The organism is Mixta tenebrionis (assembly GCF_006517625.1).
Lineage (GTDB): Bacteria > Pseudomonadota > Gammaproteobacteria > Enterobacterales > Enterobacteriaceae > Mixta > Mixta tenebrionis.
Map to the genome: position 1 here is coordinate 1 of NZ_VHQI01000010.1, position 25,388 is coordinate 25,388.

Genomic DNA, 25,388 nt, shown 5'->3' on the forward strand with positions numbered 1-25,388 from the left:
AACGACCAGAAATCTACCGTAGCCAGAAAAGGAAAAAGCCCCGCTTTGCAGCGAGGCCTTATGAATATTGGTGCCCGGACTCGGAATCGAACCAAGGACACGGGGATTTTCAATCCCCTGCTCTACCGACTGAGCTATCCGGGCAACGGGGCGAATTAAACCGTAAAGGCCGGCAAGCGTCAACGGCTTTCTACGAAAAAGTTGCCGAAATGCAGCCGATCGTCTGCTTTTCAGGCAATGCGATGAAAAAATGTCAGGTTAACGCGCCGTTGCGACGGCAAAGCGCAATGTGCAGCACATCTTCCGCCAGCCGGCGTGCGGTGGCGATATCCTGCTGGTTGCGCTTCACCAGCAGCTTGCTCAGGCAGCCCTCCAGAATCAGCTCCATCTGATCGGCTACCAGCGTGGGGTTATCGGCGCCCAACAGCGTCAGCAGCTCATGGGTATATTGCCAGGAGGCGCGCTTTTGCTGCTCCGCCAGCTGATGCACCGGGTGATCCGGCTGCGGATAAAAACTGCAGGCGGCGATAAACAGACAGCCGGGAAATCGCCCGTTGCCAACTGATTCCTCCAGAACCTTATAGCGCGCCAGCAGCTTTTGTCCGGGGCTCAGCGTCTCATCCAGCAACAGCTGGCGGCGCCAGCTGTCAATCTGCTGACCGTGGTAGCGAAGGGCATCGTACAGTAAAGCGTCGCGATTGGGCCAAAAGCGCTGCAGCTGCGCATAAGGCATGGCGATCTCTGTCGCCAGCTCTTCCAGCGAAACCGTGCCCGCCAGGCCGTTAAGTTCCAGCACGTTAAGTGCGTGATCGAGTACCTGTTCACGTTGCACGTAAGACTCCTCCTGTAAGCGTTCCTCTACCGGTAAATCGGGAGTCACGTTCATTGAACCTGACTCCAGTGTCGTTTACCGCGCCAGTTTCTGCAAATGCGCGCGAAAGGCCGCCGCGTCAAGATAGCCGGTGATGCGCGAGCCGGGGATCTCATGGCCGTGGGCATCGAAGAACAGAATCGTCGGCAGCCCCAGTACCTGCAGATGTTGCAGCAGCGCGCTGTCCTGCGCGTTATTGGCGGTCACGTCCGCCTGCAGCAATTTTACCTGCGCCAGCTGCTGCTGCACGCCGGCATTGCTAAAGGTATATTTGCTGAACTCTTTACAGGCGACGCACCAGTCAGCGTAGAGATCGAGCATAGCGATCTCGCCCTGGGCGCTGTTAAGCTGCGCATTTAATTGATCGACAGTGCTGATAGCGGTGAAGTTCAGCCCGGCATGCGGCGCCGTGGCCGTTTCGCTGCCAAACACCCACTCCTGTAAAGGACGCGCGCCGGTTAACGCCGCCAGCAGCAGCAGCACCTGTACCGCTCGCATCCAGCCGCGCTGCGCGCGCAGGCTAACGATAAACGCCCAGGAGAAAAAGCTTACCGCCAGCAGGCTCCAGAGTCGTAATCCCCAGCTGTCGCCGACGATGCGTTCCAGCAGAAACACCGGCAGCGCCAGAATCACAAAGCCGAATCCCTCTTTTACCGTCTGCATCCAGGGGCCGCTTTTAGGCAGTAGCCGGTTGCCAAACAGCGTAACGGCAATCAGCGGCAGCCCCATGCCGAAGGCGTAAAGCCACAGCGTGCCGGCGCCCGCCAGCAGGTTGCCGCTCTGGGCGATATAAAGCAGGATGGCGCTGAGCGGCGCGGTGGTGCAGGGCGAGCAAATCAATCCCGCCAGCGCGCCCATCAGAAATACGCCCGGCAGCGATCCGCCCCGTTGGCGATTGCTCCACAACGTCAGGCGTGTTTGCAGGCTGGCGGGCAGCTGCAGGCTAAACAGGCCAAACATTGATAGCGCCAGCAATACAAACGCCAGCGACAGCGCAATCAATACCCAGGGATGCTGCAGCGCCGCCTGGAAGCGTAATCCAGCCGCTGCGACTACCATTCCCATCAGCGTATAGGTCAGCGCCATACCCTGCACGTAAACCATCGACAGCGCCAGCAGGCGTCCCATCGAGAGCTGACGGTTGCCGCCAAGAATGATGCCGGAAATCAGCGGATACATCGGCAGTACGCAGGGCGTAAAGGCCACGCCGATGCCGATCAACAGCGCCCACAGCGGAGAGAAGGGAAGCGGCGTACTCTGAGGAGCTGCAGATAACGGCGCGGGGTTTTCCACCGCAGAGGCGGTACTGGATGCGTTAACCGCATTAAGCGGGATCACGCGCGTCTCAGGCGGATAACAAAAGCCCGCCGCCGCACAGCCCTGATAGCGCAATGTTACGCTGGAGCGATCGGCCGCCTGCCGGATAGTCACCGGCACCGTCAGATCCTGCGGATAGATTTCGCTTTTGCCGTAGAACTCATCCTCATGCGGCTGGCCCGGCGGCAGCTGTAGCGGAGCCAGCGTCGCCTGCTGCGCCGTCAGGCTAATCTGCTGGCGATAAAGATAGTAGCCGGGCTTCACCTGCCAGCGCAGCGTCAGCCGATCGCCCTGCTGGCTAAAATCAAAGGAAAAGGCCTGGTCTACCGGCACAAACTGCGAGCGCGCGCCGTTATCAAACAGGCCCGCCTGCGTTGAGGGGCTGAGCAGGATGCTAAACAGCAGAAAGATTAACGAAGCGATGCGCTGAGCCATGACAGGTAATCACTCTCTCCATGTTGTACCGGTAACACCAGCAGTTCGGGCGTATCGTAAGGATGTTCCGCTTTCAGCAGATCGATTAACGCCTGCTGATGGGTAACATCGCTTTTAAACAACAGCTGCGCTTCGCTGGCGGTTTCGCGCCGGCCCTGCCAGAGATAATAGGAGGTTGCGCCGGGCAGCACGGTAACGCAGGCGGCCAGCCGGGCAGATAGCGCTTTATCCGCCAGCTGTTCGGCGTGCTGTGCATCAGGCGCGGTGCAAAGAACAATGACTGCGGTTGAATGTGTCATGACCTGCTCCTGTGTGGAAAAGGGCAATCATAGCACGATGGGGCGGGCGGCAAGTAAACAGGCGTAACCCGGCGGCGCCGGGTTAGCCGGCGCGTTTACAGCACCAAATGACCGAAAAGAAAACCGAAGGCTACCGATAAGACGATGGCGAGCGTGCCGGGAATAAGGAAAGAGTGATTGAAAACATACTTACCGATGCGCGTGGAGCCGGTATCATCCATCTCGACCGCCGCCAGCAGCGTAGGATAGGTAGGCAGTACAAACAGCGCGGAGACCGCGGCGAACGAGGCGACGGCGGTAACTGGCGATACGCCCAGCATCAGCGCCGCCGGCATCAGCGCCTTGGCGGTGGCCGCCTGCGAATAGAGCAGGGTAGAGGCGAAAAAGAGAACCAGCGCCAGCATCCACGGATAGTGGTTCAGCAGCTCGCCCGCCAGCGTCTGAATATCGTTAATATGCCCTTTCACAAAGGTATCGCCCAGCCAGGCCACGCCCATCACGCAAATACAGGCGCTCATCCCCGATTTAAAGGTGCTGGCGCTGAGAATTTCGCTGGTGTTGACCTTACAGCTCAGGCAGATCAGCGTGGCGATGGTGAGCATAAACACCACAATCGCCTCATTACGCGGCAGCACCGGATTCTGAATCAGGCCGACGTTTTCGCTGATGGCCGTTGCGTAGAGCATAACCGCCAGTATGCCGATCAGGAACAGCAGCACGGCGCGTTTCGCTCCCGGCTTCTCGGTGAACACGCTGGAGCCGCGCAGCGTGACTTCGCCTTTAGCCAGACGCGCCTGGTAGATCGGATCGTCCTGCAGCTCTTTGCCGAGGAAGTTTGTGATCAGCGCCGCGACGAAAATCGCCGCCATGGTGGAGGGAATCGCCACCGCCAGCAGGCCTAAATAGCTGATGCCGCGTGGTTCAAGGATGCCGGCGAAAAACACCACGGCGGCAGAGATAGGCGAGGCGGTAATGGCAATCTGCGAGGCGACCACGGCCACGGAGAGCGGACGCGAAGGACGAACGCCCTGTTCTTTGGCAACCTCGGCAATCACCGGCAGCGTGGAGAAGGCGGTATGACCGGTTCCCGCCAGGATGGTCATCAGGTAGGTTACCAGCGGCGCCAGGAAGGTAACGTAGCGCGGATGCTTGCGCAGCAGCCGCTCGGCCAGGCTGACCAGATAATCCATGCCGCCCGCTACCTGCATCGCCGCGATCGCGGCGATCACCGCCATAATAATTTCAATCACGTCGAAAGGTATGGCGCCCGGTTTCATCTGACACAGCAGCGCCAGCGCCAGCACCCCCAGGCCGCCGGCAAACCCGATGCCGATGCCGCCCAGCCTGGCGCCCAGATAGATCGCCAGCAGGACGATAATCAGCTCTATCCCCACCATAAATTGACTCCTTAAAAATAATGCTAAAACGTCGTTAAAAATTTGTGTGGTATCGCAATAAAAAAGGCACGTCGTTCAGGGAACAGACGTGCCTTCAATGGCTCAATCGCTGGGATTAATTTTCGCTTTCATCAGTATAGCGCTTCGCTTTATAAACCGGGCGCATCAGGTTAGGAACGGAAAATATTTCGTCCAGCTCGGCTTCGGTGAGCAGGCCGCGCTCCAGTACCACTTCACGTACGCTTTTACCGGTTTCCGCGCAGATTTTACCGACGATATCACCGTTGTGATGCCCGATATAGGGGTTCAGATAGGTGACGATGCCGATAGAGTTAAACACGTAAGCTTCACAGATCGCCTTGTTCGCCGTGATGCCGTTAACGCATTTTTCCAGCAGGTTATAGCAGGCGTTGGTCAGAATATGCACGGATTCGAACATCGCCTGACCGATAACCGGCTCCATTACGTTCAGCTGCAGCTGGCCCGCTTCAGAAGCCATGGTCACCGTGGCGTCGTTGCCGATAACCTTAAAGCAGACCTGGTTAACCACCTCAGGGACTACCGGATTAACCTTGGCGGGCATAATTGAAGAGCCGGCCTGCAGCTCCGGCAGATTAATTTCATTCAGCCCGGCGCGCGGGCCGGAAGAGAGCAGGCGTAAATCGTTGCAGATTTTCGACAGCTTTACCGCCAGTCGTTTCAGCGCAGAGTGCACCATAACGTAGGCGCCGCAGTCCGAGGTGGCTTCAATCAGGTCCTCCGCCGGCGTGACCGGCAGCCCGCTGACCTCCGCCAGCCGCTGCACCGCCAGCTGCTGGTAGCCATCCGGAGTGTTGAGGCGCGTACCGATCGCCGTCGCGCCGAGGTTTACCTCCAGCAGCAGCTCCGCGGTGCGGGTAATATTTTTAATCTCTTCGTTCAGCAGCACGTTGAAAGCGTGGAACTCCTGGCCCAGCGTCATCGGCACCGCATCCTGTAACTGGGTGCGCCCCATTTTCAGAATGGCGGCAAACTCGGCGGCTTTACGTTCGAAACCCTCGCCCAGCAGAGCGATCGCATCCAGCAGTTTTAAAATCGAGGCGTAGACCGCAATGCGAAAACCGGTAGGATAGGCGTCGTTGGTGGACTGGCATTTATTCACATGATCGTTGGGGTTAAGGTACTGATATTCCCCTTTCTGATGTCCCATCAGCTCCAGGCCGATATTAGCCAGCACCTCGTTGGTGTTCATATTTACCGAGGTGCCGGCGCCGCCCTGATAAACGTCAACCGGAAACTGATCCATACATTTGCCGTTATTCAGCACCTCGTCGCAGGCCTGAATAATGGCGTCGGCAACGTTGCGCGGGATGGTTTGCAGCTCTTTATTCGCTAACGCCGCCGCTTTCTTTACCATCACCATGCCGCGTACAAACTCTGGGATATCGCTGATTTTGTGGCTGCTGATACAAAAATTTTCAATCGCACGCAGAGTATGAATACCGTACCAGGCATCTGCCGGTACTTCGCGCATGCCCAGCAGGTCTTCTTCGATACGAATGTTATTTGCCATGGGAACCTTCTTGTTAGAGCTACCGGTTACATCATTACTGGTGATGCATTCATAGTGTCATATAAAGCGCGCGCCGATAAGTTGACGTTTATCAGCCCGGCTGCACGATGATAGGCATAAGAGAACGAAATATCTGAGCAGCGATCGTGATTCAGAACAGTTAATGCGTCCTGTTATCTTTTTTGTGATGCGATCACAACTTAATCCGGCGGGCGCGCAGAAAATCGACCGCGCTGGTTGAAAAGTAGCGGAGCGAGCCCCATCTCTCTGTTTTACCCGGCGCGGCGCCCTGCAGGCAGCAAACTTAACGCCTGTTCCGCGCCTTCGTCTTAGTTACTGAACCGCATTCCGCCGCTGTGCCGCAGGCGTGGCGGCCCGACTGAAAGGAGAATACGGTGCGCTGGTTACCGTTATTACTACTGTTTTTATTCGCCTGGATCGAGATTTCGCTGTTTATCCAGGTGGCGCACGTCTTAGGCGTGTTGATGACCATGCTGCTGGTAATCTTTACCTCCTGTATCGGCGTTTCGCTGGTAAAAAACCAGGGGGTGAAAAACTTTATGCTGATGCAGCAGAAGCTGGCGCAGGGCGAGAGCCCGGCGGCGGAGATGATCAAAAGCGTATCGTTGATTATCGCCGGTTTTTTGCTGCTGCTGCCGGGCTTCTTTACCGATTTCCTCGGCCTGCTGCTGCTATTGCCGCCGGTGCAAAAGCACCTGACGCTGAAGCTGATGCCGCATCTGCGCGTCTGGCGCGGACCGGGCGCAGGGCCTGACAGCGGCTATACCATGGAGGGCGAATACGAGCGCAAAGACAGCGATCGTATCGGCCACGACGACGATCGCCGCGATCGCTGATATTTCTGACTCAGGGTGAAGGTGCGAACCATCACCCTTTTTTCTTCAGGGGGTTAGCCGTATCGGCAAAATTCACTGCGGGCTAAAAAATTTTTTTTGCTTTGCCCCTTGAAAGCGTTTGCCGCTGTCCCTATCTCTTGAGCCACGAGGCCGGAAGCCCCATAAGCCCGGCGTTCATCCCAAAATGACTGATTGGACTTCTCAAAGGAGAGCTATCAAATGAAAATTCGTCCATTGCACGATCGCGTTATCGTCAAGCGTAAAGAAGTTGAATCCAAATCTGCTGGCGGCATCGTTCTGACCGGCTCCGCAGCAGGTAAATCTACGCGCGGTGAAGTGTTGGCTGTGGGCAATGGTCGCATCCTGGAAAACGGCAGCGTACAGCCGCTGGATGTGAAAGTGGGCGACGTTGTGATTTTCAACGAAGGCTACGGCGCTAAAAGCGAGAAGATCGACAACGAAGAAGTTCTGATTATCTCTGAAAGCGACATTCTGGCAATCGTTGAAGCCTGATTACGCGAAAATCCATCGAACATACGAATTTAAGGGAAATTTCAAATGGCAGCTAAAGACGTAAAATTCGGTAATGACGCTCGCGTAAAAATGCTGCGCGGCGTAAACATCCTGGCAGACGCAGTTAAAGTTACCCTGGGCCCGAAAGGTCGTAACGTGGTTCTGGATAAATCTTTCGGTGCGCCGACCATCACTAAAGATGGCGTCTCCGTTGCACGTGAAATCGAACTGGAAGACAAGTTCGAAAACATGGGCGCGCAGATGGTGAAAGAAGTGGCCTCTAAAGCGAACGACGCTGCGGGCGACGGCACCACCACCGCTACCGTACTGGCGCAGTCCATCGTTAACGAAGGTCTGAAAGCGGTTGCTGCGGGCATGAACCCGATGGATCTGAAACGCGGTATCGATAAAGCGGTTATCGCTGCGGTAGAAGAGCTGAAAGCGCTCTCCGTACCCTGCTCTGATTCCAAAGCTATCGCTCAGGTTGGCACCATCTCCGCTAACTCCGACGAATCCGTAGGTACCCTGATCGCTCAGGCGATGGAAAAAGTGGGCAAAGAAGGCGTTATCACCGTTGAAGAAGGCACCGGTCTGCAGGATGAACTGGACGTGGTTGAAGGTATGCAGTTCGATCGCGGCTACCTCTCTCCTTACTTCATCAACAAACCGGAAACCGGTGCGGTAGAGCTGGACAGCCCGTTCATTCTGCTGGTTGATAAAAAAGTTTCCAACATCCGCGAACTGCTGCCGGTACTGGAAGCAGTAGCGAAAGCGAGCAAGCCGCTGCTGATCGTCGCTGAAGACGTAGAAGGCGAAGCGCTGGCTACGCTGGTGGTAAACACCATGCGCGGCATCGTAAAAGTGGCTGCGGTGAAAGCGCCGGGCTTCGGCGATCGTCGTAAAGCCATGCTGCAGGATATCGCTATCCTGACCGGCGGTACCGTGATCTCTGAAGAGATCGGTATGGAGCTGGAAAAAGCTACGCTGGAAGATCTTGGCCAGGCAAAACGCGTAGTGATCAACAAAGACACCACCACCATCATCGATGGCGTGGGTGAAGAAAACGCTATTCAGGGCCGCGTAGCGCAGATTCGTCAGCAGATCGAAGAAGCGACCTCTGATTACGACAAAGAAAAACTGCAGGAGCGCGTAGCGAAACTGGCAGGCGGCGTCGCCGTTCTGAAAGTGGGCGCGGCAACTGAAGTTGAAATGAAAGAGAAAAAAGCGCGCGTTGAAGACGCCCTGCACGCTACCCGTGCGGCGGTGGAAGAAGGCGTGGTGGCCGGCGGCGGCGTAGCGCTGGTACGCGTTGCGGCTAAACTGACCGAGCTGACTGGTCAGAACGAAGATCAGAACGTTGGTATCAAAGTTGCGCTGCGCGCAATGGAATCACCGCTGCGTCAGATCGTGGCTAACGCCGGTGAAGAGCCGTCTGTTGTGGCTAACATGGTGAAAGCGGGCGATGGCAACTACGGTTACAACGCCGCTACCGAAGAGTACGGCAACATGATCGACTTCGGTATCCTGGATCCGACCAAAGTAACCCGCTCTGCGCTGCAGTACGCGGCGTCCGTTGCCGGCCTGATGATCACCACCGAATGTATGGTGACCGATCTGCCGAAGGACGACAAAGCTGACTTAGGCGCTGCCGGCGGTATGGGCGGCATGGGCGGTATGGGCGGCATGATGTAATACGACCTACGTCGTATCGTCTGTCGTCTGGGCCCCTGGGCGAGTATCAACTAAAGCGTTGATGCTCGCCGCCTCGGCGGCCAGTAACGCCAACACGAACGATGCCCGATGTTGCAGCAGATAAATTTTTGCTGCCGTCGGGCATTTTTTTTGGTTAAAACGCAGCGCTGGCTTCAGGCTAAGGGGAAAGCGTCGGCTACGGATGGTAAAGCAGACTTCTGATGCCGCTGGCGCGTGGCCTGTCCGTTATCCATGCGAACTGGCGCGTACCACCAGGTTTACCGGCAGCAGGGTATTGCTTTCCTGCGTCTCTTCCAGCAGCAGCTGTAAGGCTTTCTGGCCCAGCAGCTGTTTATCTACCGCAATGGTGGTTAACGCAGGCTGCGCCCAGGCGGCGGATTCGATGTCATCAAACCCCACCAGAGCGATATCTTCCGGCACCCGCAATCCGCGCTGAGCGCAGACGCGCAGTACCAGCAACGCCGCCGCGTCGTTATAGGCGAAGATCGCATCAGGAGGTTCCGGCAGGTCCAACAGTTCATTGATGGCCTGAATCAGCGACTGCTCGGTATCCAGCTGGGGAGGTGCTATCGCTTCATACTCCGGCGACATCAGCAGCTGCGCCTCATACAGCGCCTGCCGGTAGCCTTTTTCGCGCTGGCGGATACTGTAGTGGGAGAGCGTGCTCGCGAGGAAGGCGATGCGTGAACGCCCCTGCTCCAGCAGGTGCCGCGTCGCCAGATAACCGCCCTGCATGTTGTCGGGGTTCACGCACGGCAGGCCCGGCGCATAGAGATCGACCAGCACCAGCGGAAGTTTCAGCTGTTGAAGGAGCGCCAGCAGCTCAGGTTCAAAAAAACCGGCGCAGATTAAGGCGTCCGGCTGATGCAGCATAACCTGATCGCTGATGGCGTCCGCCGGACCAAGAGAAAGAAAGCTAAGCGCGATGCCCTGAGCGCGGCATTGCTCTTCAATGCTGAGAAAGAGCCGCGAGTAGAAGGGCAGCGCCCGGCTGATATTGTGCTGACGGTGCAGCAGAAACAGCACGCGCTTCAGTTTATCGCTACGCAGGCGGGAGAAGTCATATCCCTGCTGCTCCGCTGCGGCAATAATGCGCCGCCGGGTCTCTTCGCGCAGGCCAGGCTGGCCTTTCAGGGCGCGGGAAACCGCGCCTGGCGAAACGCCGCAGGCCCCGGCGATATCCCTGATCCTTACTGATTTAGCCATTCATCTCTCTTTTATTCCTGCTACGCCGTGGAGAGGGGCTGCGGAAGCTGCGCGCCAAGCCAGGCCGCGCCGCGAACGCCGCTGCTGTCGCCATGGCGGGCGCGGACAATCGGCGTGCGGCACCGCTGCCCAAACACATATTGCGCCACCCGTTCCTGCAGCCTCGGATAGAGCTGCTCAACGTTAGATACGCCGCCGCCCAAAACAATCACATCGGGGTCCAGCGTATTAATAATGCTGGCCAGCGCCCGCGCCAGTTGATCCCGGTAATTCTCCCACAGCAGCAGCGTCCGCGTCTCGCCAGCGCTTAGCTGAGCGATAATTTCCGGCACCTTAGCATGTTTAGTAAATCTTTGGAAATATTGCCGCTGCAGGCCGCTGCCGGAGATAAAACTTTCGATGCAGTTTATCTGGCCGCAGTAGCAGGGCGCCGCTGCGCCGTCATTTTCAGGACGGTAGCGGGGCAGGGCGTTATGGCCCCATTCGCCTGCGCAAGCGTTAGGGCCGGTAATAAGCTGTTTATTAATGCATAAGCCGCCGCCGCAGCCGGTGCCGAGAATCACCCCGAATACCAGACCGTATGGCTGGCCGCTGCCGTCAAGCGCTTCTGACAGGGTAAAACAGTTAGCGTCGTTGGCGACAGAAACCGGCCTTCTCAGGCGCTGCTCCAGCTCTGCGGCAAAGGGCCGCTGGTTAAGCACCAGAATATTTGAATTTTTAATCAGGCCGGCCTCATCCAGCGCGCCGGGAATACCCACCCCGACAGAAACCGGCTGGCCGACCGCCCTGCTGGCGCCGGCGATAATATTGATAACGGCGGTAAAAAAATCCTCGTAGCGCTGCGTTGGCGTTGCGTAACGCTGGCGATAGCGCGTTTTGCCTTCATTATCCAGCACGACGGCTTCAATTTTTGTGCCGCCAATATCAAGTCCTAACTTCATGATTTCCGCCTCTGTAACGACTCTGCGATTCAGGAGCGTAAGCCTGGATCTTTTGTTTACTAAACAAATAGAGGAGGATCACAAAACCTATTAAAAAGGCCTGAATGTACGCGAAAACGCGCCATAAAAGCGTTTTACCGCGGCAGGATCACAAATATTTGCTGCTGTTTAATAAAAACCTGGATGCAGTTCACATTGATCCGATTAAGCGCTAGGCAACCCCCGGACCATCCGTCACGATTCGAACCAGTTTCCTTGTTTACTAAAGGCGAAAAAATGGAACAGTTTGATGTGGTTGTGGTGGGCGGCGGTTTTTCCGGTGCGATTGCTGCGATTGCCGCCGCGCGAAGTCAGGCTAAAACGCTCATCGTTGAAGCTGGCGCCTGTCTGGGAGGTTCGCTGACCGCTAACGGCGTAAATCCTATGATGACTTTTCATGCCGGCGAGAAGCAGGTTATTCGCGGGATTACCGATGAACTTATCACCCGTTTGCAGGCCTGCGGCAAGTCGCCGGGTCACGTTCCCGATCCCGGTCACTTTACCGCCACCTACACTCCGTTTGACGCAGAAGCGATGAAGCATGAGCTTGAGCTGATGCTGCTGGAAGCGGGCGGCAGCGTGCTCTATCACGCGACGCTGGCCGATGTTCAGCGCTGTGGCTCCCGGCTGGAGCATATCAGAGTCTGCACCCGCTCCGGGTTGATGGCGATTGCCGCGCCGGTGTTTATTGATGCCAGCGGCGACGCCATGCTGGCGGCAAAAGCAGGTATTCCGCTGGTGAAAGGACGCGAGTCAGACGGCAAATCTCAGCCGATGACTATGACCATGAAGATGATTAATGTCGATCGTGAAAAGCTGCGTCGTTACATGATAGAGAATATTGATAAACTCAATAATCACTACCGCGTTGAAGATGTACGCAACGCCCCCCGCCTGGCCTGTCACGGTTTTGCTGCCGAGTTCGCCGCGGCTAAAGCCGCCGGAGAAATCACCATTCCGCGTGAAGATCTGCTGATCTTTGAAACCAATAATCCCGGTGAATTCGTTTTCAATACCAGTCGTATTCTCGATCATGACGCGACCGATCCGTGGAGTCTGAGCCACGCCGAATTTATCGGCCGCCAGCAGTGCCGGCAGCTGGAAAGCTTCGCCAGGCGCGTGGTGCCAGGTTTTGCAGAGGCGATCGTGGTACAAACCGGCCCCTCTGTCGGCGTGCGTAGCTCCTGCCAGATCGCCGGCTGCTACACCCTTACCGCCAGGGATCTGCTGCGTCAGACCCGTTTCGACGATGCCATCGCCCTCTCCGGCTATCCCATTGATATCCACAGCCCGGATGGCGAAGGAACCGTACACGAACAGCTGCCCTGTGGCGGCATTTACAGCATTCCCTGGCGCGCCCTGATTGCCGCTGAATCTGACAATGTGATTGTCGTCGGGCGCTGCATCTCCGCCACTTTTGAGGCGCAGGCGGCAATACGCACCACGCCGACGGTAGGCGCCATCGGCCAGGCTGGCGGTATCGCCGCGGCGCTGGCGGCGCGGCAGCACATCACCGTTCATCAGGTATCCGTGCAGCAGCTACAGCTCGCCATTCGTCAACAGCAGGGTTATCTCGATTACTGAGGAACAGATATGGACATGATTAATATTGTCAGGATCTGCGCGATCCTGATGGTTTTCTTGGTGTTTTCCGGGCTAATGATGAGCCGAAAAATGCCGGCGATTCTGGCGCTGCCGGTGATGGCGCTGCTGATGCCGCTGATTGCCGGCGTTCCGCTATTCAGCGAAGATAAAAGCACCTTTACGATCGCTAACAACGTGCTGACTCAAGGCTCGCTGCGTCTTGGCGCCACCATCATGGCGTTGATTTTCGGCGCATGGTTTGGCGAGGTGCTGAAAAAAATCGGCGTCACCGAAGCGCTGGTGCGTAAGGCCGCCGAGCTTTCCGGCGATAAGCCGCTGACGATGGCGATCGTCTTTTTTATTATCGGCACGGTGATCTTCTCTTCCAGCGACGGCCTGGGCATGGTGATCCTGGTCGGCAGCATTGTGATACCGATTCTGCTGACGGCGGGTCTTTCGCCGCTAACCAGCTGCATTGTGCTGCTGGCCTGCCATGCGCTTGGCAGCCTGTTCTCCGTCAGCGGCTGGGCGCTAATGCACGATCTGTACGGGATCCCGGTAACGGAAGTGGCGCGCTACGCTGTGCTGTTTGCCATTCCGGCGGCGGTTATCTATCTGGCGATGGTGATATGGATGGTTAAGCGCGAGGTGGTAGTGCGAAAAGCCTGGTCGATGCCGGTGGCTGATAGTCTGAATCGCCGCCGCCAGGTCAGGGCGCTGGCGCTGATTACACCGCTGGTGCCGGTGATGATTATCTTCTGGTTCCATATGGAGGTGGTGCCCGCCATCTGCCTGAGCCTGGTGATTTGTCTGCTGCTGGCGCTGCCGAAACGTCCGGTCCATGTGCTGGTCAGCAGTCTGGTGGAAGGTATTCAGAATGTGGCCGGCGCGATTGGGCTAATGGTTGGCATCGGCATTTTGCTTAATGCCGTTACCGCTCCGCAGGTCACGCTGGTGCTTAAGCCGTTGATTACCTCCATCGTTCCTGGCTCCGCGCTTACCTATATTCTTTTCTTCTCGCTGCTTAGCCCGCTGGCGCTCTATCGCGGACCGCTTAACAGCTATGGCCTTGGCAGCGGTCTGGGCGTGCTGATGCTTGGCGGCGGGCTTTCTCCGCTGGCGACCATGCTGGCGCTGCGCTCGGCGCTGCTGGTGCAGGGGCTGTCCGATCCTACCAACACGCACAACGTCTGGGCGTCCGACTTTGCCAAAGTAGACGTTAACGACATTCTGCGCAAAACCTTGCCGTGGGGCATGATCGCCGTACTGATCTCGATGTTAATGGCGGGCTATGTCGCATTTTAACGGCGGTTTTGCGCCGGCTCAGAGCTTGATAAGGCATTGATTATGACTGATAAAAAATATCGTATTGGCATCGATGTCGGCGGCACCTTTACCGATGCCGCGGTTATCGATAACGACAGCTTTGAACTGATAGCCAAAAAGAAAATTCCAACGACTCATCATCATCCTGACGGCGTGGCGCATGGGATTATCACCATTATTCACCAGGTGCTGGCGGAGAATAACATTGCGCCGCAGGAGGTCAGCTTTATTGCGCACGGTACCACCCAGGCGACCAACGCCCTGCTGGAAGGCGATGTGGCAAAGGTTGGAATTATCGCCATGGGCAGCGGCCTGGAAGGTAAAAGCGTGCGTAAAGAGGCCTGCATTGCCGACATCCCGTTGGCCGATGGAAAGTTCCTGCATACCTTTAATACCTTTCTCGATACGCGGCAGCTCAGCGACGCGGCGATACGTGCGGCAATCGAAGAGCTGTGTCGGCAGGGGGCGGAGGTGATTGTGGCGTCAGAAGCTTATAGCGTTGACGATCCCACCAACGAGCTGCGCGTGATGGCGGTGGCTGCCGACATGGGCATTTCCGCTACCGCCGGACATGAAATCACCCAGCTGTACGGCCTGAAAACCCGTACCCGTACCGCCGTCGTCAATGCCAGCCTGATCCCGCGTATGCTGGAAACCGCCAACATGACCGAACAGGCGATCAAGGCGGCGGGGATCGCCTCGCAGCTGATGATCATGCGATGCGATGGCGGCGTGATGAGCATTGACGAGGTGCGTAAACGCCCGATTCTGACCATGCTCTCCGGGCTGGCCGCCGGCGTCGCCGGAGCGTTGATGTATGAGAAAATTTCTGACGGTATCTTCTTTGAGGTGGGCGGCACCAGTGTAGATATCTCAGTGATTAAAAATGGCAAGGTAATGATTCAGAACGCGCAGGTGGGCGGCCATCGAACCTATCTGCGTTCGCTGGACGTGCGTACTCTGGCGGTGGCGGGCGGCAGCATGATCATGGTGGAAAACAATAAAATCGCTATGACCGGGCCGCGCAGCGCGCATATCGCCGGCTGCGAATATGAATGTTTTGTCGCTGAATCGGCCTTCGGCGAGCGGCCGACGCTCGATTTTATCAGTCCGCGTCCGGGCGATCCGCCAACCTATGCGGTGGTGAACGGCGCGCATGGCAGGCGCTATGCGTTAACGCTGGCCGGCGCCGCCAACCTGCTGGGCTACGTGCCGGCGGATGACTACGCTGCCGGCAATCTTGCCAGCGCCCGTATCGCCTGGCAGCTGCTCGGCGCGTATTTGGGCATCAGCGCCGAACAGGCGGCGCGACAGGCGCTGGATATCGCCATTGATAAAGTGATGGCGATAGTTAATGAAATGATTAGCGAATACCGGCTGGAGCCGCACTTTATTACGCTGGTCGGCGGCGGCGGCAGCGGCTGCGTACTGGTGCCGGCGATGGCGGAAAAAGCCGCCATGAAATATAAAAACGCGCGCAACGCCCCCTATATTTCCACTATCGGCGTGGCGATGGCGATGGTGCGCGAGATGATTGAAAAAAGCGTGGTTAATCCCGGCGAAAGCGATATTAAAAAGATCCGTGCGGAAATTATCGAGCGCATTGTGCGTTCCGGAGCGAACGAAGAGACCGTCGATATTAATATCGAGATCGATAAGCAGAAAAACGTGCTGCGCGCTATTGCTACCGGCGCGACGGAATTACGCAAAAAAGAGAGCATTAGTGAAACGCTGCCGCTGGCCCAGCTGCGGCAGATCGCCGCCGAATCCATCAACCTTAAGGCGGAGGCGGTTACGCCGGCCTGCCAGACAGGGCGCTGGCATCTTTTTGAGGGCATCAGCGAACAGAAACGCTTTTGGGGCCTGTTTAGCCGGAAAAAACGCCGTCTGAGCATGCTGGACCGGGGCGGCGTTGTACGCCTGAAAAAGGAGAATGCCAACTGGCTGCTCTGTACGCGTGCCGAGATAGCCTCGCTTTTTATCGATTTTCTCGATGACAATACCCGTTATTCAGAAGCCAACGCCGCCATTCCCAAAACCTTTTTATTCTGGAAAGAGAAGATGCTGGACCTGAGCGGTACGCAAACCAAAGAGCAAATGCTGTCGATTATCGATATGGAGCTGGACAGCGTCGATCGGCAACAGCCGGTTATTACCGTGGCGTGGCAGTAGGACGGCAGATGGAACGGAATGAGTTTAATCACATGCTGGCGTGGTTGGATCTGCGCAACGATCTGGTATTCAATAAAATTCCGCCGGCTAAGTACCGCTATTACCTTGACAGCGCGCTGGCATTCGGCGAGCAGGCTGCGGCCCGGCTTAACGGACAGGATATTCGCCAGCTTTGCGCGCAACATCAGATTGCCATAGAGATTAAGAAAGATGATGGCCTGTTCTTTACCGTGCAGTTTCGCGCGCAGTTTGAATACAGCGAGAAGCTATCGCGGCGTAAAATCACGCTATATCAGCCCTCGCTGGAGAGCCTGCTCGCCGGCTGCGCCAGCGTCGGGCTGGTAATGTCGCTGGACACTATTATTGATATTCATCTGGCGCATGAATTTTTCCATTTTCTTGAATATCAGCAGCGGCCCGTCAGCGCCTCGCTGGAAAAAGTATGCAATGTCGCCATCGGCCCGTTTCGACGCTACTCCACCGTTGGCGCGACTTCGGAAATCGCGGCGCATCGTTTTTGTCAGCGGTTTCATCAGCTCGATTATTATCCATCGTACTATGATTTTTTATGGCTGGCGCACAGCGGGAAACAGACTCAGTGGGAGAATGAGCGGTGCTTTGCCGAAGCGTGGCAGGAAATGCTGGCTTTCGGCCTGACGCCTCAGGCGGATGCGTGTTTGTGATTGCCGGGCTGTCCGCAAGGCGCGACGTACTATGCGGCGGGGCTCTCTGCGCTGCCGCGCGATCGCTTCCGGAGCCGTCGCCGGCAGGGGTTTTTCTTTTGGCGCTGAAAAAGGTATAAGTAGACGCACAGGTTCATCCTGACGTTTGGTGGCAAGGGATGTTTAAGGAAACCTTGGTTTTTCTGATACGCTCGAACCGGATACTGACCATAATAACTGGGGAATACTATGCGGATTAATGTCTTGCTGGGGCTTTCTGTCGCGGCGGCGCTGCTGACAGGTTGTAGCACGTCGAAAGATTTGAGCGCGGCCGGGCAGCGCGTCACCTTTACCGATCGGCAACCGGGGGAAGCGTGTCAGTTACTGGGAGAAGTTACCGGCAGCCAAAGCAACTGGCTGAGCGGAACGGGCGGCGAAGGCAGCTCGCTGCGCGGCGCGGCCAACGATTTACGCAACCGGGCGGCGGAGATGGGCGGCAACGTCATCTACGGCGCCACCAGCCCGACGCAGAATATCTGGTCAAACTTCGCGCCGCTCGACAGCAAAATGAGCGGCCAGGTTTATAAGTGCCCCTAAGCGCTGCGCGCCGGAACAGCTATCAGGCGATGCCTGAGGCTATTCCGGCTTATCCTCTTCATCTTCATCTTCATCTTCCTCTGCCGCCTTCGCCTCATCTTTAACTTTTTTCTTCTCGGCGGGCAGGAACATCGCCCTGACGATAGCGCCTTTTGTCGGCACGACGCCGCGCTCCGTCATCGGCAGCGTCAGATCGTCAGGCAGCTGCCAGCTGTCCAGCGTCAGACGGTTTACGCGCCACGGCACCAGATAACCGACCAGCGCTTCGCCCTTCGCGTTGGTTTTCACGCCAAACTGCTGATAGTTGCCGATGCCGGGCGTATCCGGCACCACGATCAGCGCCATGGTATCGCTCACTTCCTGACCAAGGGTAATGCCGTTGCGGTGAACCAGCACCGATCCGCGCATGTCGATGCGCCGCTCACGCGTGCCGCCTTCGCGATAAGCGCTGACGGTGGCTTCACCGGCGTCATACTGATAGCCAAGCGAGGCGTTATATTGATTGTCAGCATGAGGAGTATGTACCGCCGAAAGATCGTAACGCAGGCTGTAATCCGATAACGCCGTGCCGCTCAGGCCGATCTCTTCGCTGGGATCGGAGTGGCTGGCGAGATTATGGCTGTAGCTCAGGCTGGGCGAGCCGCCGCCGGGGATGTCGGGCAGCGCCAGGCTGAGCGTAACGCCAAGAGTGGTTTCACTACGGCTGCTCTGTTCGCGCGACCGCCCCAGCCAGACGCTGATATCCCAGTCTCCCACGTTTGCCTGATAGCTCAGGGAAATATAGCGGCGGTGACCGGGAGTTTTACGCCAGTTCTGTTGGGTGTAATGCAGGCTCAGACTCTGTTCTTCGTTCAGATAGTGGTTGATCCAATATTCCTGGGTCAGCAGGCGGTTTTTATTCTCATCAAAAAGCCAGTCGTACTCTGCGGAAGGCTGGGTAACCTTCTCTTCCAGCGAGCGAAACTGCTGCCCGGCTGGGTAATAGCGCAGCAGGGCGCTAAAGTTGGTTCCGCTGTTAAAAAAGGTTCTGGCGTAGCGCAGGCGCCAGACGCTGCCGCGATAATCTTCGGCATATGAGGTATAGCGCGCCCAGGTGGTATCCATAGAGAACGAACCCAGCGCGTTCAGATGCAGGCCGGCGCCGGCCAGATAGCTGTCATATTGATCGGCGTGCTGCGCACCGGTATAGAGCGTCAGAGCGGGCGTAATGCCGCGCGCGAGGCTGGCCTGCAAAAATGTCGGTTTAGCGAGATCGCTGCCGCGCCAGGGACGATAGCGCCCGGCCACCAGCTCATAGCTGTAGTTGCCTTCATGCACCAGCGCGGGCATCGCCGACCACGGCAAATAGCGGCTCGATTCGCTGCCGTCGCTCTCTTTTACCGTCAGCTGCAGCGTACCGTTATTGTCCGGCGGATAAAAATCACGGATGACGAAGGGGCCGGGCGGTACGTGTATACGGTAAACCGTCATGCCGTTCTGGCTGATGGTTACCTCGGCATGGCTTCTGGCGTAGCCGTTAATCCACGGCGAGAAGGGGCGCCAGCTGTCAGGAAACATCGCTTCGTCCGTGACCAGCGTGATGCCGCGAAACGGCACGGCGTCGAACAGCGTATCCGTCGTTTCGCCGTCTCCGGCCAGCAGCTGCGAGCGCCAGCTGTTGATGCTGCGGTAAAGATTAGCCTGGCGACTATAAATGCCGTGCCTGCCTTCAGCATCGCGCCATAACGTATTCTGATAGCGCAGGCGCCACGGGCCATAATTAATGCCGTTATCGAATTCGACGTTATAGCTGTCGCCGGTCTCCGCATAGGGGCTGTCGCTCTGATAATTGGTGTAGCTGGCGCGATAGCTGGTAAAGAAGGCGTTAATGCCCTCATCCCAGCGGCTGGTATTGACGCCGTTTTGCCGGGCGTTAATAAATTTATCAGGGATAAGAATAGTGAGCAGCCCCGCGTCGGGCCGATACCAGGATTGAATGCGCAGCAGTTCGAGGCTCGCCTGGGTCAGGCAGCCTTGCGCGCTCCAGCTATCTTCCGGTAGCTGTTTTAACTTTACGCCCCATTCTTCCAGCAAATCCCGTTGCAGGCAGGGTTCCTCGCCGTCCATCTCAAGGAATATTTGGCCTTTGTAATTGTTATTTACGATGACCCAGAGCTGTTGGCCGGCATTGGCTGAATGGCAGTAAGCAAAAATTAATATTAAAAAAGTCAGTGACCAAAATTTCATTAGTGGCAGAAAGCTAAGCCATAAAAAACGGAAGCGAGAACGCTTCCGTTTGCTTAAGGGGAATAATTATTTTTGCAGAGCAGCCAGGTCAGCACGAGCCTGGTTCAGCTTCTGCTGGATTTCCTGCAGATCTGCCTGTTTTTCGCTCAGCTTACGCTGATATTTAGCGATTTTGTCTTTCTTGCCGCGAGCCTGGGCTTCACGCAGGTCAGCCTGTACTTCACGGATGTCGCCTTGTTTCTCAGCCAGTTTTTTCTCCAGCTTGGCAACTTCTTTCTGTGCTTTGGCAATGACGCTGGCGCTGGTGCAATGAGCTTTAACTTCAGCCAGCGCATGTTTCAGGCTGTTCACCTTCATGGTGTTGCCGTAGTGCTGCGCGATGCTGATTTCTCTTTCCAGCGCTGCACGTTTAGTGGCGCAATCTTCAACGCCTGCATGAGCCATGTTAAATACGCCAGCCATCATTACCGCTGCAAGAACTGTTAACTTTTTCATCGTAACTCCTTATACGAAAACCATTTATTTAAACGCTTGCGGACTTATCCGTAAGTGGCCTCAGGTTAAAGGTTAGGCCCAACTATGGCAATACAGGCGCGTCCTCACCCTGCTGTAGGAAGGGATGACAAGTCTGTAGTCCCTGCATAAATAAGCTGAAGATGCCGGGAAAGATGCACTATTTGCTGTTCGAACTGCTGCAGTTTTTCCGGGTCAGGCTGCTTCTCCAGCTGCTGACAGGCCTCGATTAGCTCGTCCGCGCCAAGCAGCAACAGGCCGCCGCGTAATTTATGCAATACGCTTTTTAGATCGCGATTATGCTGTCGCCCCTCATGAATATCGGCCAGGGCTTCATCGAACATTTCCAGCTGCAGCTGCAGGAAATGGCGGCGCTTAAGCGGCGTATTCAGGCCGGGCGGGAATTTCCACGCGATATTGCAGGGCGGAGTCTCGGTAACCGGCAGGGTGCTGAGTGATTTTTCCAGCGTCTGTAGCGTCAGCGGCTTGAACAGGCAATCATTCATTCCGGCGTTCAGACAGGCTTCACGCACCGACTGCTGTTTGTTGGCCGTAGCGCCCCAGATAATCAGGTCGGGATGATCGCGCCGAATGGCATGGGTCAGGGCGAAGCCGTCCATCACCGGCATATTGCAGTCGGTAATCACCACGTCGGGCAGCTGGGCGGATAGCAGGGAGAGCGCCTGCTGGCCGTCGGCGGCGCCGATCGCCTCATGGCCTAAATAGTGCAGCTGCTGGATGAGGACGTGGCGGCTGGCGGCGTGATCGTCCACCACCAGAATGCGCCGTGCGGTAGTCGGCGCCGCCTGAGCGGCGGCCACCACCGCCGGCATCGGCTGAGGCGTCATTCTCGGCAGACGCAGGCGAATTGTGACTTCCGTGCCCATGCCCGGCTGGCTGTCCAGCGTCAGCTCGCCCGCCATCATGTTAATCAGCGTGCGGCAGATGTAGAGGCCAAGTCCGCTGCCCTGCTGGCTCTGCTGGTTATCGCCCTGCTCAAAAGGTTTGAACAGGCGCGCCTGGGTGGCGGCGTCGATACCCGGCCCGCTGTCCTGAATGGTCAACACCAGATTAAGCGCCGAGGCCTCCTCTTTTTCCAGCAGGGCCTGGAAGATAATTCGCCCCTGCACGGTGAACTTGACCGCGTTGCCGAGAATATTAATCAGGATTTGCTTGAACCGTACCGGATCGACCAGCACATCGCCGCTGATATCCGCATCGATCTCGCAGGTAAACAGCAGCGATTTCTGCCGCGCCAGGCCATCCATCATGGTCACCACTGACTCAATCAGCGGACGAATCGAGGCGCGTTCCGGTCGCAGCACCAGCCTTTCCGTTTCGATGCGCGCAACGTCAATAATATCGCCTACCAGCATCAGCAGCGATTCTGCGGTGTCGTAGGCGATGTGCAGCGAGTCGCGATCGCCGGGGTTAAGCTGCTTACGCCGCAGCAGCAGTTCCAGAATGCCGATAATGGCGCTGAGCGGCGTGCGTAGCTCATGGCTGATAGAGGCGAGGAAAGTGGTTTTTACCCGGCTGGCTTTTTCCGCCGAATGTTTGGCCTGCTGCAGCTGCTTTAACGTTTGCAGGCTTTCCCGCATATCCTGCCAGCCGCCGACATAGCCGTAGCCCAGAGCGTTGGTTTGCAGCAGCGTTTGCCAGAAAGCGATCCCTTCCTTAACGCGGTCGCCGTCATAAAGCCCGAATTCGGCCATCAGCGCCTGTACGTTCTGCCCGCGATGTTCGTTTACGTCGATATTCAGGGCTTCGGCAAAAGAGCGGTTTGCGCTGGTCAGCCGTCCGTTAAGATCGGTGATAAACAGCGGGACGGGAATCGCATCCAGCAGGTGCTGCTGGGCGGGCTGACGCCGCTGACGATGACGCAGCAGCAGAATAAGCAGCGTCAGGATCATCCCGGCAGCGACGACCGCCAGCCCGATCAGCGCCTGGGAAGGGGCGGACTGTATCTCGCTCTGTCGATCGTTGGGCATATTGGCGTTGCTGTGCCATTTGCGCACCGTTAGCTGTAAGTCCTCCGGGGCGATATTCAGCAGGGCCTTATCGAGAATAGTCGCCAGCGGATAGTTGCTGGCGGAAACCGCCATAGTGAAGCGCGCCGGATCGATCTCCAGGCTTTTAATAATGCGCAGTTTGTCGGCATACAGCCGGGAAATATAAAAGTTTGCGTTGATTAACGGCAGGATCATCACGTCCGCCTTGCCTTTCACTACCGCTTCCAGCCCTTCCGTCAGGGTATCGGCCTGCACAATGCGCATTTTCTGCAATTCCGGCTCGGCGCTCAGATCGACGGCGTTGCCTTTCAGCAGCATCGCCCGATGCGTGGCGGGCAGCGAAAGCGAAGGATGGCGTCCTACCATTACCCATGAATTAAACAGCCAGGTGCGGGTGGTTAAGAGGCTGGCATGGCTGGCGCTGTCCAGGTTAAGGCTGGCCACCATATCGCTATGGCCGGATTTTACCGCGGTGATAATCTCCTCCAGATTATCCTTCGGCTGAATAACGAACTTCAGCCCGGTACGCAGGCCGATCGCCTTTAAGATGTCGGTGGTGACGCCGTGCAGTTTCTTTTTGCTGTCATAGATGCTCAGCGGCGCGCTGTCGCGCAGCACCGAAACGCGGATTTCCGGATTATCTTCGATCCATTTCTGCTCAAGCGAAGTGAAATAGAGATGGCGCTCGCTGAGAATCGGCATAAAGCCGCCGTTCCAGCGCCGCATAATATCTTCATTAATATTGGCCGGGATGGCGGAAAGTACCTGATTAATGATCGCTATCAGCTGTTCATTATCGGGCCGTGCGGCAAACGAGAATCCCTTTGACTGATTATTGCGTAGCCGGCGAATATTTAAATCGCTCAGGTTAGATTCATTAATTAAATATTGCGTAGCGGTCGCATCGCCAATAAAGATATCTATCTGATGAAACGCTAATGCCTCCAGCGCATGGCGCGCCGAAATAAAGGGGATCAGCTGCGCCTGCGGCCAGCGCTGTATAAAGGCTTCCGGGTTAGGATAGGCGGCGTCGATAGCCAGCCGGACCCCCTCTTCAGGCAGCGGCCAGGCGTTAAAATTAACCACCTCCGCCGGAGTATTGTTGGTGTAGGGCTTACTCAGCAGGAAGCCGGCGTCATACGCCTCATCGCTGGCCCAGGCGATAAGATCCGCCTCGCCGTTTTCCAGCGCTTCAAAGGCCGCTTTCTTATCGGCGTACTGCTGGATTTCCAGCTTAATATTAAGGTTAGAGGCCAGCAGGCCCAGATAATCGGCGGTAATGCCAACATAATCATAGCGTCCGGCGTTCATAAAATAGGGCGGAACATTAGGCGCCCAGCTGGCGATCGTCAGATGATTATGCTTGCGCAGCCAGCGCCACTGTTCGCTGCTTAAGGTCAGATCCGACAGCATCGCCTGGCTGTGCGCCAGCAGCTGTAGCGAATTGACGGGCTTCTCCGGCGGCGGCGCGGCCGGGCCGGTAGCAGAGAAAGTAATTAACCCTATTAATATAACTATACGTAGAATTAGCGACATTATTTTATATTTTTAAATTGTTGGAGTAACTCCGCCAGCGATTCCGTTCCGCTTTTTTCCAGTAGCCGCGCTTTATAAGTGCTAATGGTTTTATTACTTAACTGGAGTAATTCGCCAATTTCTTTATTCGATTTCCCTTCCGCCAGATAGCGTAAAACGGTAAGTTCGCGATCGGACATGCGCGCCAGCAGGCGCGAGCTTTCCGCCTCCGCCGATGCGCAGGGCGCGTTTTCCGCGATAAAACTGCCGGAGGGAAAACAGCTGTAGCCATCCAACAGCAGCCGTACCACCGCGCTGATGGCGGTAAGCAGATGCTGTTTGCTGAGAAAACCGTCCGCACCGGCCTTCAGGCTGCGCGGCGCGTACACTTCCGCCGGCAGCCCGGTAAGGATTAATACCCGAATAGTCGGGCGATAATGTTTGATTCGCGCCAGTAAATCAAGACCATCCAACTTTAACAGAGAAATATCAAGTATAATTAAGTCAGGCTTAAGTTCACGAATAAGAAACATGACCTTCCCGCCGTCGGTCGTGGTGGTTACGGTAAGGTCTTCTTCTACTTCCAGTGAAGCCTTAAGCGCAAAACAAATAGCGGGATGATCGTCAACGATAAGAATAGAAGGCATAAACGTCCATGATTATTATAGCAAAGTGAACTCATATCATCTGCCGTATAATAGTAACTTCATTTTTAGAAGAAAGAACTGATAAAAGTAATTAATTTTTCTTTCTCTTACGGTTACAATATCTGGCAGTAACGCGGTTATATTCCACAAAAAAGCGGAGGTAAATCACAAAAACCCGCAGAAACTATTCCGGTACCTGTAGATAAATAACCGGCCTGATAACTTTTTTTAAATTTCTATAGGATTGTTACTGTTTAGCAGGCAAAATCTAAGTCACTAAAGCTTAATTTAACTTTTGGCGACGGAGGTTTTTTAAGCCAGCTGTTTTAGCTCCCGGCGCGCGGTTGAGTTGCGCAATTTCATGTTTGAATTTTTTGAGCAGAGCTTAGCTCCCGGCGCGCGCGGTTGAGTTGCCTGTTCAGGCGCAGCGTAATGCGGATCTTCCCCATATTATTCTTATTGCCGTCGGGAGATGAACGTCCGACCTGACATCTGGGGCGGCAGCGTCGTCGTAACGCCGAATCGCGAGAGGCGGTCAGCGTTATTAACATCAACGCCTTCACATGGCCGACGTAAGCTCGCTCTCGCACGCTGGCCTGATTACCAACATACTTTCGCCTCAGGCTGGCTGCAGCATATGCGCACCGCCACACGTCCCGCCGGAGACTATATTGACGTATCGCCGGCATAGATAAAGAGCTAGCCGAAACTGCTGCGGCATACGGCCATTTTACTGATAACGGTGTGAAAACCGACTATCAGCGCAGCGATGGTTTTACCTGCCCGGTCCGTTTCGCCTGCGGACAAAAACGACAGCTACGGTAATTTTAATCCTTTGCTGCTGCCTGCGGCGCAATTTTGATTTGCAGAACAAACCCGTTTTTCTCGATGTTAATCCGCAAATTACCCGCAAATCTGCATTAGCTGCGAGGGATAACGCTCCTGAGGCATTGGCTGGTTTAGTCGATATCCGCGCTAAGCTGCGCATTAAATA

At 56.1% G+C, this 25,388-nt stretch carries 19 protein-coding genes and 1 tRNA gene; 8 read left to right on the forward strand and 12 right to left on the reverse strand.

Translation table 11 applies throughout. From position 1 onward, the window contains the following. Positions 1-68: 68 nt before the first annotated feature. The 6 genes from FKM52_RS15695 to aspA all read right to left on the reverse strand — a co-directional run bounded on the left by FKM52_RS15695 (position 69) and on the right by aspA (position 5,871). A tRNA-Phe gene (locus FKM52_RS15695) sits at positions 69-144 on the reverse strand. Positions 145-253: 109 nt separating this feature from the next. Then, positions 254-832: a division control transcriptional repressor DicD gene (gene dicD, locus FKM52_RS15700; protein WP_141177240.1), complete on the reverse strand. Its 579-nt coding sequence runs from the start codon at positions 830-832 to the stop codon at positions 254-256. Between the two features lie 75 nt (positions 833-907). Beyond that, a complete protein-coding gene (locus FKM52_RS15705; protein ID WP_141177106.1) occupies positions 908-2,623 on the reverse strand; it encodes a protein-disulfide reductase DsbD in 1,716 nt (571 codons plus the stop codon). After that, the gene (cutA, locus tag FKM52_RS15710) at positions 2,599-2,922 is read right to left on the reverse strand and encodes a divalent cation tolerance protein CutA (RefSeq protein ID WP_141177107.1); all 324 of its coding nucleotides are present in this window, start codon (positions 2,920-2,922) and stop codon (positions 2,599-2,601) included. The genes FKM52_RS15705 and cutA overlap by 25 nt, the downstream gene beginning before the upstream one ends. Positions 2,923-3,017: 95 nt before the next feature. Continuing rightward, positions 3,018-4,319, reverse strand: coding sequence for an anaerobic C4-dicarboxylate transporter (locus FKM52_RS15715; RefSeq protein WP_141177108.1), 1,302 nt, complete (start codon positions 4,317-4,319; stop codon positions 3,018-3,020). A gap of 115 nt (positions 4,320-4,434) precedes the next feature. Continuing rightward, positions 4,435-5,871 carry an aspartate ammonia-lyase gene (aspA, locus tag FKM52_RS15720; protein WP_141177109.1) on the reverse strand — a complete coding sequence of 479 codons (1,437 nt, stop codon included), beginning with the start codon at positions 5,869-5,871 and terminating at the stop codon, positions 4,435-4,437. A 395-nt stretch (positions 5,872-6,266) separates the two neighbouring features. Between aspA and FKM52_RS15725 the strand changes: the two genes are divergently transcribed. From FKM52_RS15725 to groL, 3 genes are all read left to right on the forward strand, one after another. Continuing rightward, positions 6,267-6,728 carry an FxsA family protein gene (locus FKM52_RS15725; RefSeq protein ID WP_141177110.1) on the forward strand — a complete coding sequence of 154 codons (462 nt, stop codon included), beginning with the start codon at positions 6,267-6,269 and terminating at the stop codon, positions 6,726-6,728. Positions 6,729-6,947: 219 nt separating this feature from the next. Continuing rightward, positions 6,948-7,241 carry a co-chaperone GroES gene (locus FKM52_RS15730; protein ID WP_141177111.1) on the forward strand — a complete coding sequence of 98 codons (294 nt, stop codon included), beginning with the start codon at positions 6,948-6,950 and terminating at the stop codon, positions 7,239-7,241. A 45-nt stretch (positions 7,242-7,286) separates the two neighbouring features. Next, positions 7,287-8,933, forward strand: a complete 1,647-nt coding sequence (gene groL / locus FKM52_RS15735) for a chaperonin GroEL (protein WP_141177112.1) — start codon at positions 7,287-7,289, stop codon at positions 8,931-8,933. A 246-nt stretch (positions 8,934-9,179) separates the two neighbouring features. Here groL and FKM52_RS15740 read toward each other — a convergent pair whose 3' ends face one another. Then, the gene (locus FKM52_RS15740; RefSeq protein ID WP_141177113.1) at positions 9,180-10,160 is read right to left on the reverse strand and encodes a LacI family DNA-binding transcriptional regulator; all 981 of its coding nucleotides are present in this window, start codon (positions 10,158-10,160) and stop codon (positions 9,180-9,182) included. Positions 10,161-10,180: 20 nt separating this feature from the next. Beyond that, complete coding sequence (locus tag FKM52_RS15745; RefSeq protein ID WP_141177114.1) at positions 10,181-11,101, reverse strand: ROK family protein; 921 nt, start codon at positions 11,099-11,101, stop codon at positions 10,181-10,183. A gap of 276 nt (positions 11,102-11,377) precedes the next feature. Here FKM52_RS15745 and FKM52_RS15750 point away from each other — a divergent pair, with 276 nt between their 5' ends. From FKM52_RS15750 to FKM52_RS15770, 5 genes are all read left to right on the forward strand, one after another. Further along, positions 11,378-12,724 carry an FAD-dependent oxidoreductase gene (locus FKM52_RS15750; protein WP_141177115.1) on the forward strand — a complete coding sequence of 449 codons (1,347 nt, stop codon included), beginning with the start codon at positions 11,378-11,380 and terminating at the stop codon, positions 12,722-12,724. A gap of 9 nt (positions 12,725-12,733) precedes the next feature. Continuing rightward, on the forward strand, positions 12,734-14,029 hold the full coding sequence (locus FKM52_RS15755) for a transporter permease (RefSeq protein WP_141177116.1): 1,296 nt from the start codon (positions 12,734-12,736) through the stop codon (positions 14,027-14,029). 42 nt (positions 14,030-14,071) lie between these two features. After that, the gene (locus FKM52_RS15760) at positions 14,072-16,222 is read left to right on the forward strand and encodes a hydantoinase/oxoprolinase family protein (protein ID WP_141177117.1); all 2,151 of its coding nucleotides are present in this window, start codon (positions 14,072-14,074) and stop codon (positions 16,220-16,222) included. Positions 16,223-16,254: 32 nt separating this feature from the next. Beyond that, complete coding sequence (locus tag FKM52_RS15765) at positions 16,255-16,905, forward strand: hypothetical protein (protein WP_141177118.1); 651 nt, start codon at positions 16,255-16,257, stop codon at positions 16,903-16,905. A 228-nt stretch (positions 16,906-17,133) separates the two neighbouring features. After that, positions 17,134-17,481 carry a DUF4156 domain-containing protein gene (locus FKM52_RS15770; RefSeq protein WP_141177119.1) on the forward strand — a complete coding sequence of 116 codons (348 nt, stop codon included), beginning with the start codon at positions 17,134-17,136 and terminating at the stop codon, positions 17,479-17,481. 39 nt (positions 17,482-17,520) lie between these two features. Here the strand turns inward: FKM52_RS15770 and FKM52_RS15775 are convergent, their stop codons facing one another. From FKM52_RS15775 to FKM52_RS15790, 4 genes are all read right to left on the reverse strand, one after another. After that, positions 17,521-19,707, reverse strand: a complete 2,187-nt coding sequence (locus FKM52_RS15775; protein ID WP_141177120.1) for a fimbria/pilus outer membrane usher protein — start codon at positions 19,705-19,707, stop codon at positions 17,521-17,523. 66 nt (positions 19,708-19,773) lie between these two features. Next, positions 19,774-20,202 (reverse strand): DUF1090 domain-containing protein, encoded by a 429-nt coding sequence (locus tag FKM52_RS15780; RefSeq protein WP_141177121.1) that lies wholly within the window; start codon positions 20,200-20,202, stop codon positions 19,774-19,776. Between the two features lie 104 nt (positions 20,203-20,306). Then, the gene (locus FKM52_RS15785; RefSeq protein WP_141177122.1) at positions 20,307-23,768 is read right to left on the reverse strand and encodes a response regulator; all 3,462 of its coding nucleotides are present in this window, start codon (positions 23,766-23,768) and stop codon (positions 20,307-20,309) included. After that, positions 23,768-24,394 (reverse strand): response regulator transcription factor, encoded by a 627-nt coding sequence (locus FKM52_RS15790; RefSeq protein WP_141177123.1) that lies wholly within the window; start codon positions 24,392-24,394, stop codon positions 23,768-23,770. The genes FKM52_RS15785 and FKM52_RS15790 overlap by 1 nt, the downstream gene beginning before the upstream one ends. Positions 24,395-25,388 lie beyond the last annotated feature (994 nt).

Bases quoted from the DNA above. Each gene is read 5' to 3' on its own strand.
- FKM52_RS15750 (WP_141177115.1), top strand. From the start codon at position 11,378: ATGGAACAGTTTGATGTGGTTGTGGTGGGCGGCGGTTTTTCCGGTGCG.
- FKM52_RS15705 (WP_141177106.1), bottom strand. From the start codon at position 2,623: ATGGCTCAGCGCATCGCTTCGTTAATCTTTCTGCTGTTTAGCATCCTG.
- FKM52_RS15790 (WP_141177123.1), bottom strand. From the start codon at position 24,394: ATGCCTTCTATTCTTATCGTTGACGATCATCCCGCTATTTGTTTTGCG.
- FKM52_RS15770 (WP_141177119.1), top strand. From the start codon at position 17,134: ATGCGGATTAATGTCTTGCTGGGGCTTTCTGTCGCGGCGGCGCTGCTG.
- FKM52_RS15780 (WP_141177121.1), bottom strand. From the start codon at position 20,202: ATGAAAAAGTTAACAGTTCTTGCAGCGGTAATGATGGCTGGCGTATTT.
- FKM52_RS15775 (WP_141177120.1), bottom strand. From the start codon at position 19,707: ATGAAATTTTGGTCACTGACTTTTTTAATATTAATTTTTGCTTACTGC.
- FKM52_RS15755 (WP_141177116.1), top strand. From the start codon at position 12,734: ATGGACATGATTAATATTGTCAGGATCTGCGCGATCCTGATGGTTTTC.
- FKM52_RS15740 (WP_141177113.1), bottom strand. From the start codon at position 10,160: ATGGCTAAATCAGTAAGGATCAGGGATATCGCCGGGGCCTGCGGCGTT.
- FKM52_RS15765 (WP_141177118.1), top strand. From the start codon at position 16,255: ATGCTGGCGTGGTTGGATCTGCGCAACGATCTGGTATTCAATAAAATT.
- FKM52_RS15785 (WP_141177122.1), bottom strand. From the start codon at position 23,768: ATGTCGCTAATTCTACGTATAGTTATATTAATAGGGTTAATTACTTTC.
- FKM52_RS15715 (WP_141177108.1), bottom strand. From the start codon at position 4,319: ATGGTGGGGATAGAGCTGATTATCGTCCTGCTGGCGATCTATCTGGGC.
- groL (WP_141177112.1), top strand. From the start codon at position 7,287: ATGGCAGCTAAAGACGTAAAATTCGGTAATGACGCTCGCGTAAAAATG.
- aspA (WP_141177109.1), bottom strand. From the start codon at position 5,871: ATGGCAAATAACATTCGTATCGAAGAAGACCTGCTGGGCATGCGCGAA.
- FKM52_RS15760 (WP_141177117.1), top strand. From the start codon at position 14,072: ATGACTGATAAAAAATATCGTATTGGCATCGATGTCGGCGGCACCTTT.
- FKM52_RS15730 (WP_141177111.1), top strand. From the start codon at position 6,948: ATGAAAATTCGTCCATTGCACGATCGCGTTATCGTCAAGCGTAAAGAA.
- cutA (WP_141177107.1), bottom strand. From the start codon at position 2,922: ATGACACATTCAACCGCAGTCATTGTTCTTTGCACCGCGCCTGATGCA.
- FKM52_RS15745 (WP_141177114.1), bottom strand. From the start codon at position 11,101: ATGAAGTTAGGACTTGATATTGGCGGCACAAAAATTGAAGCCGTCGTG.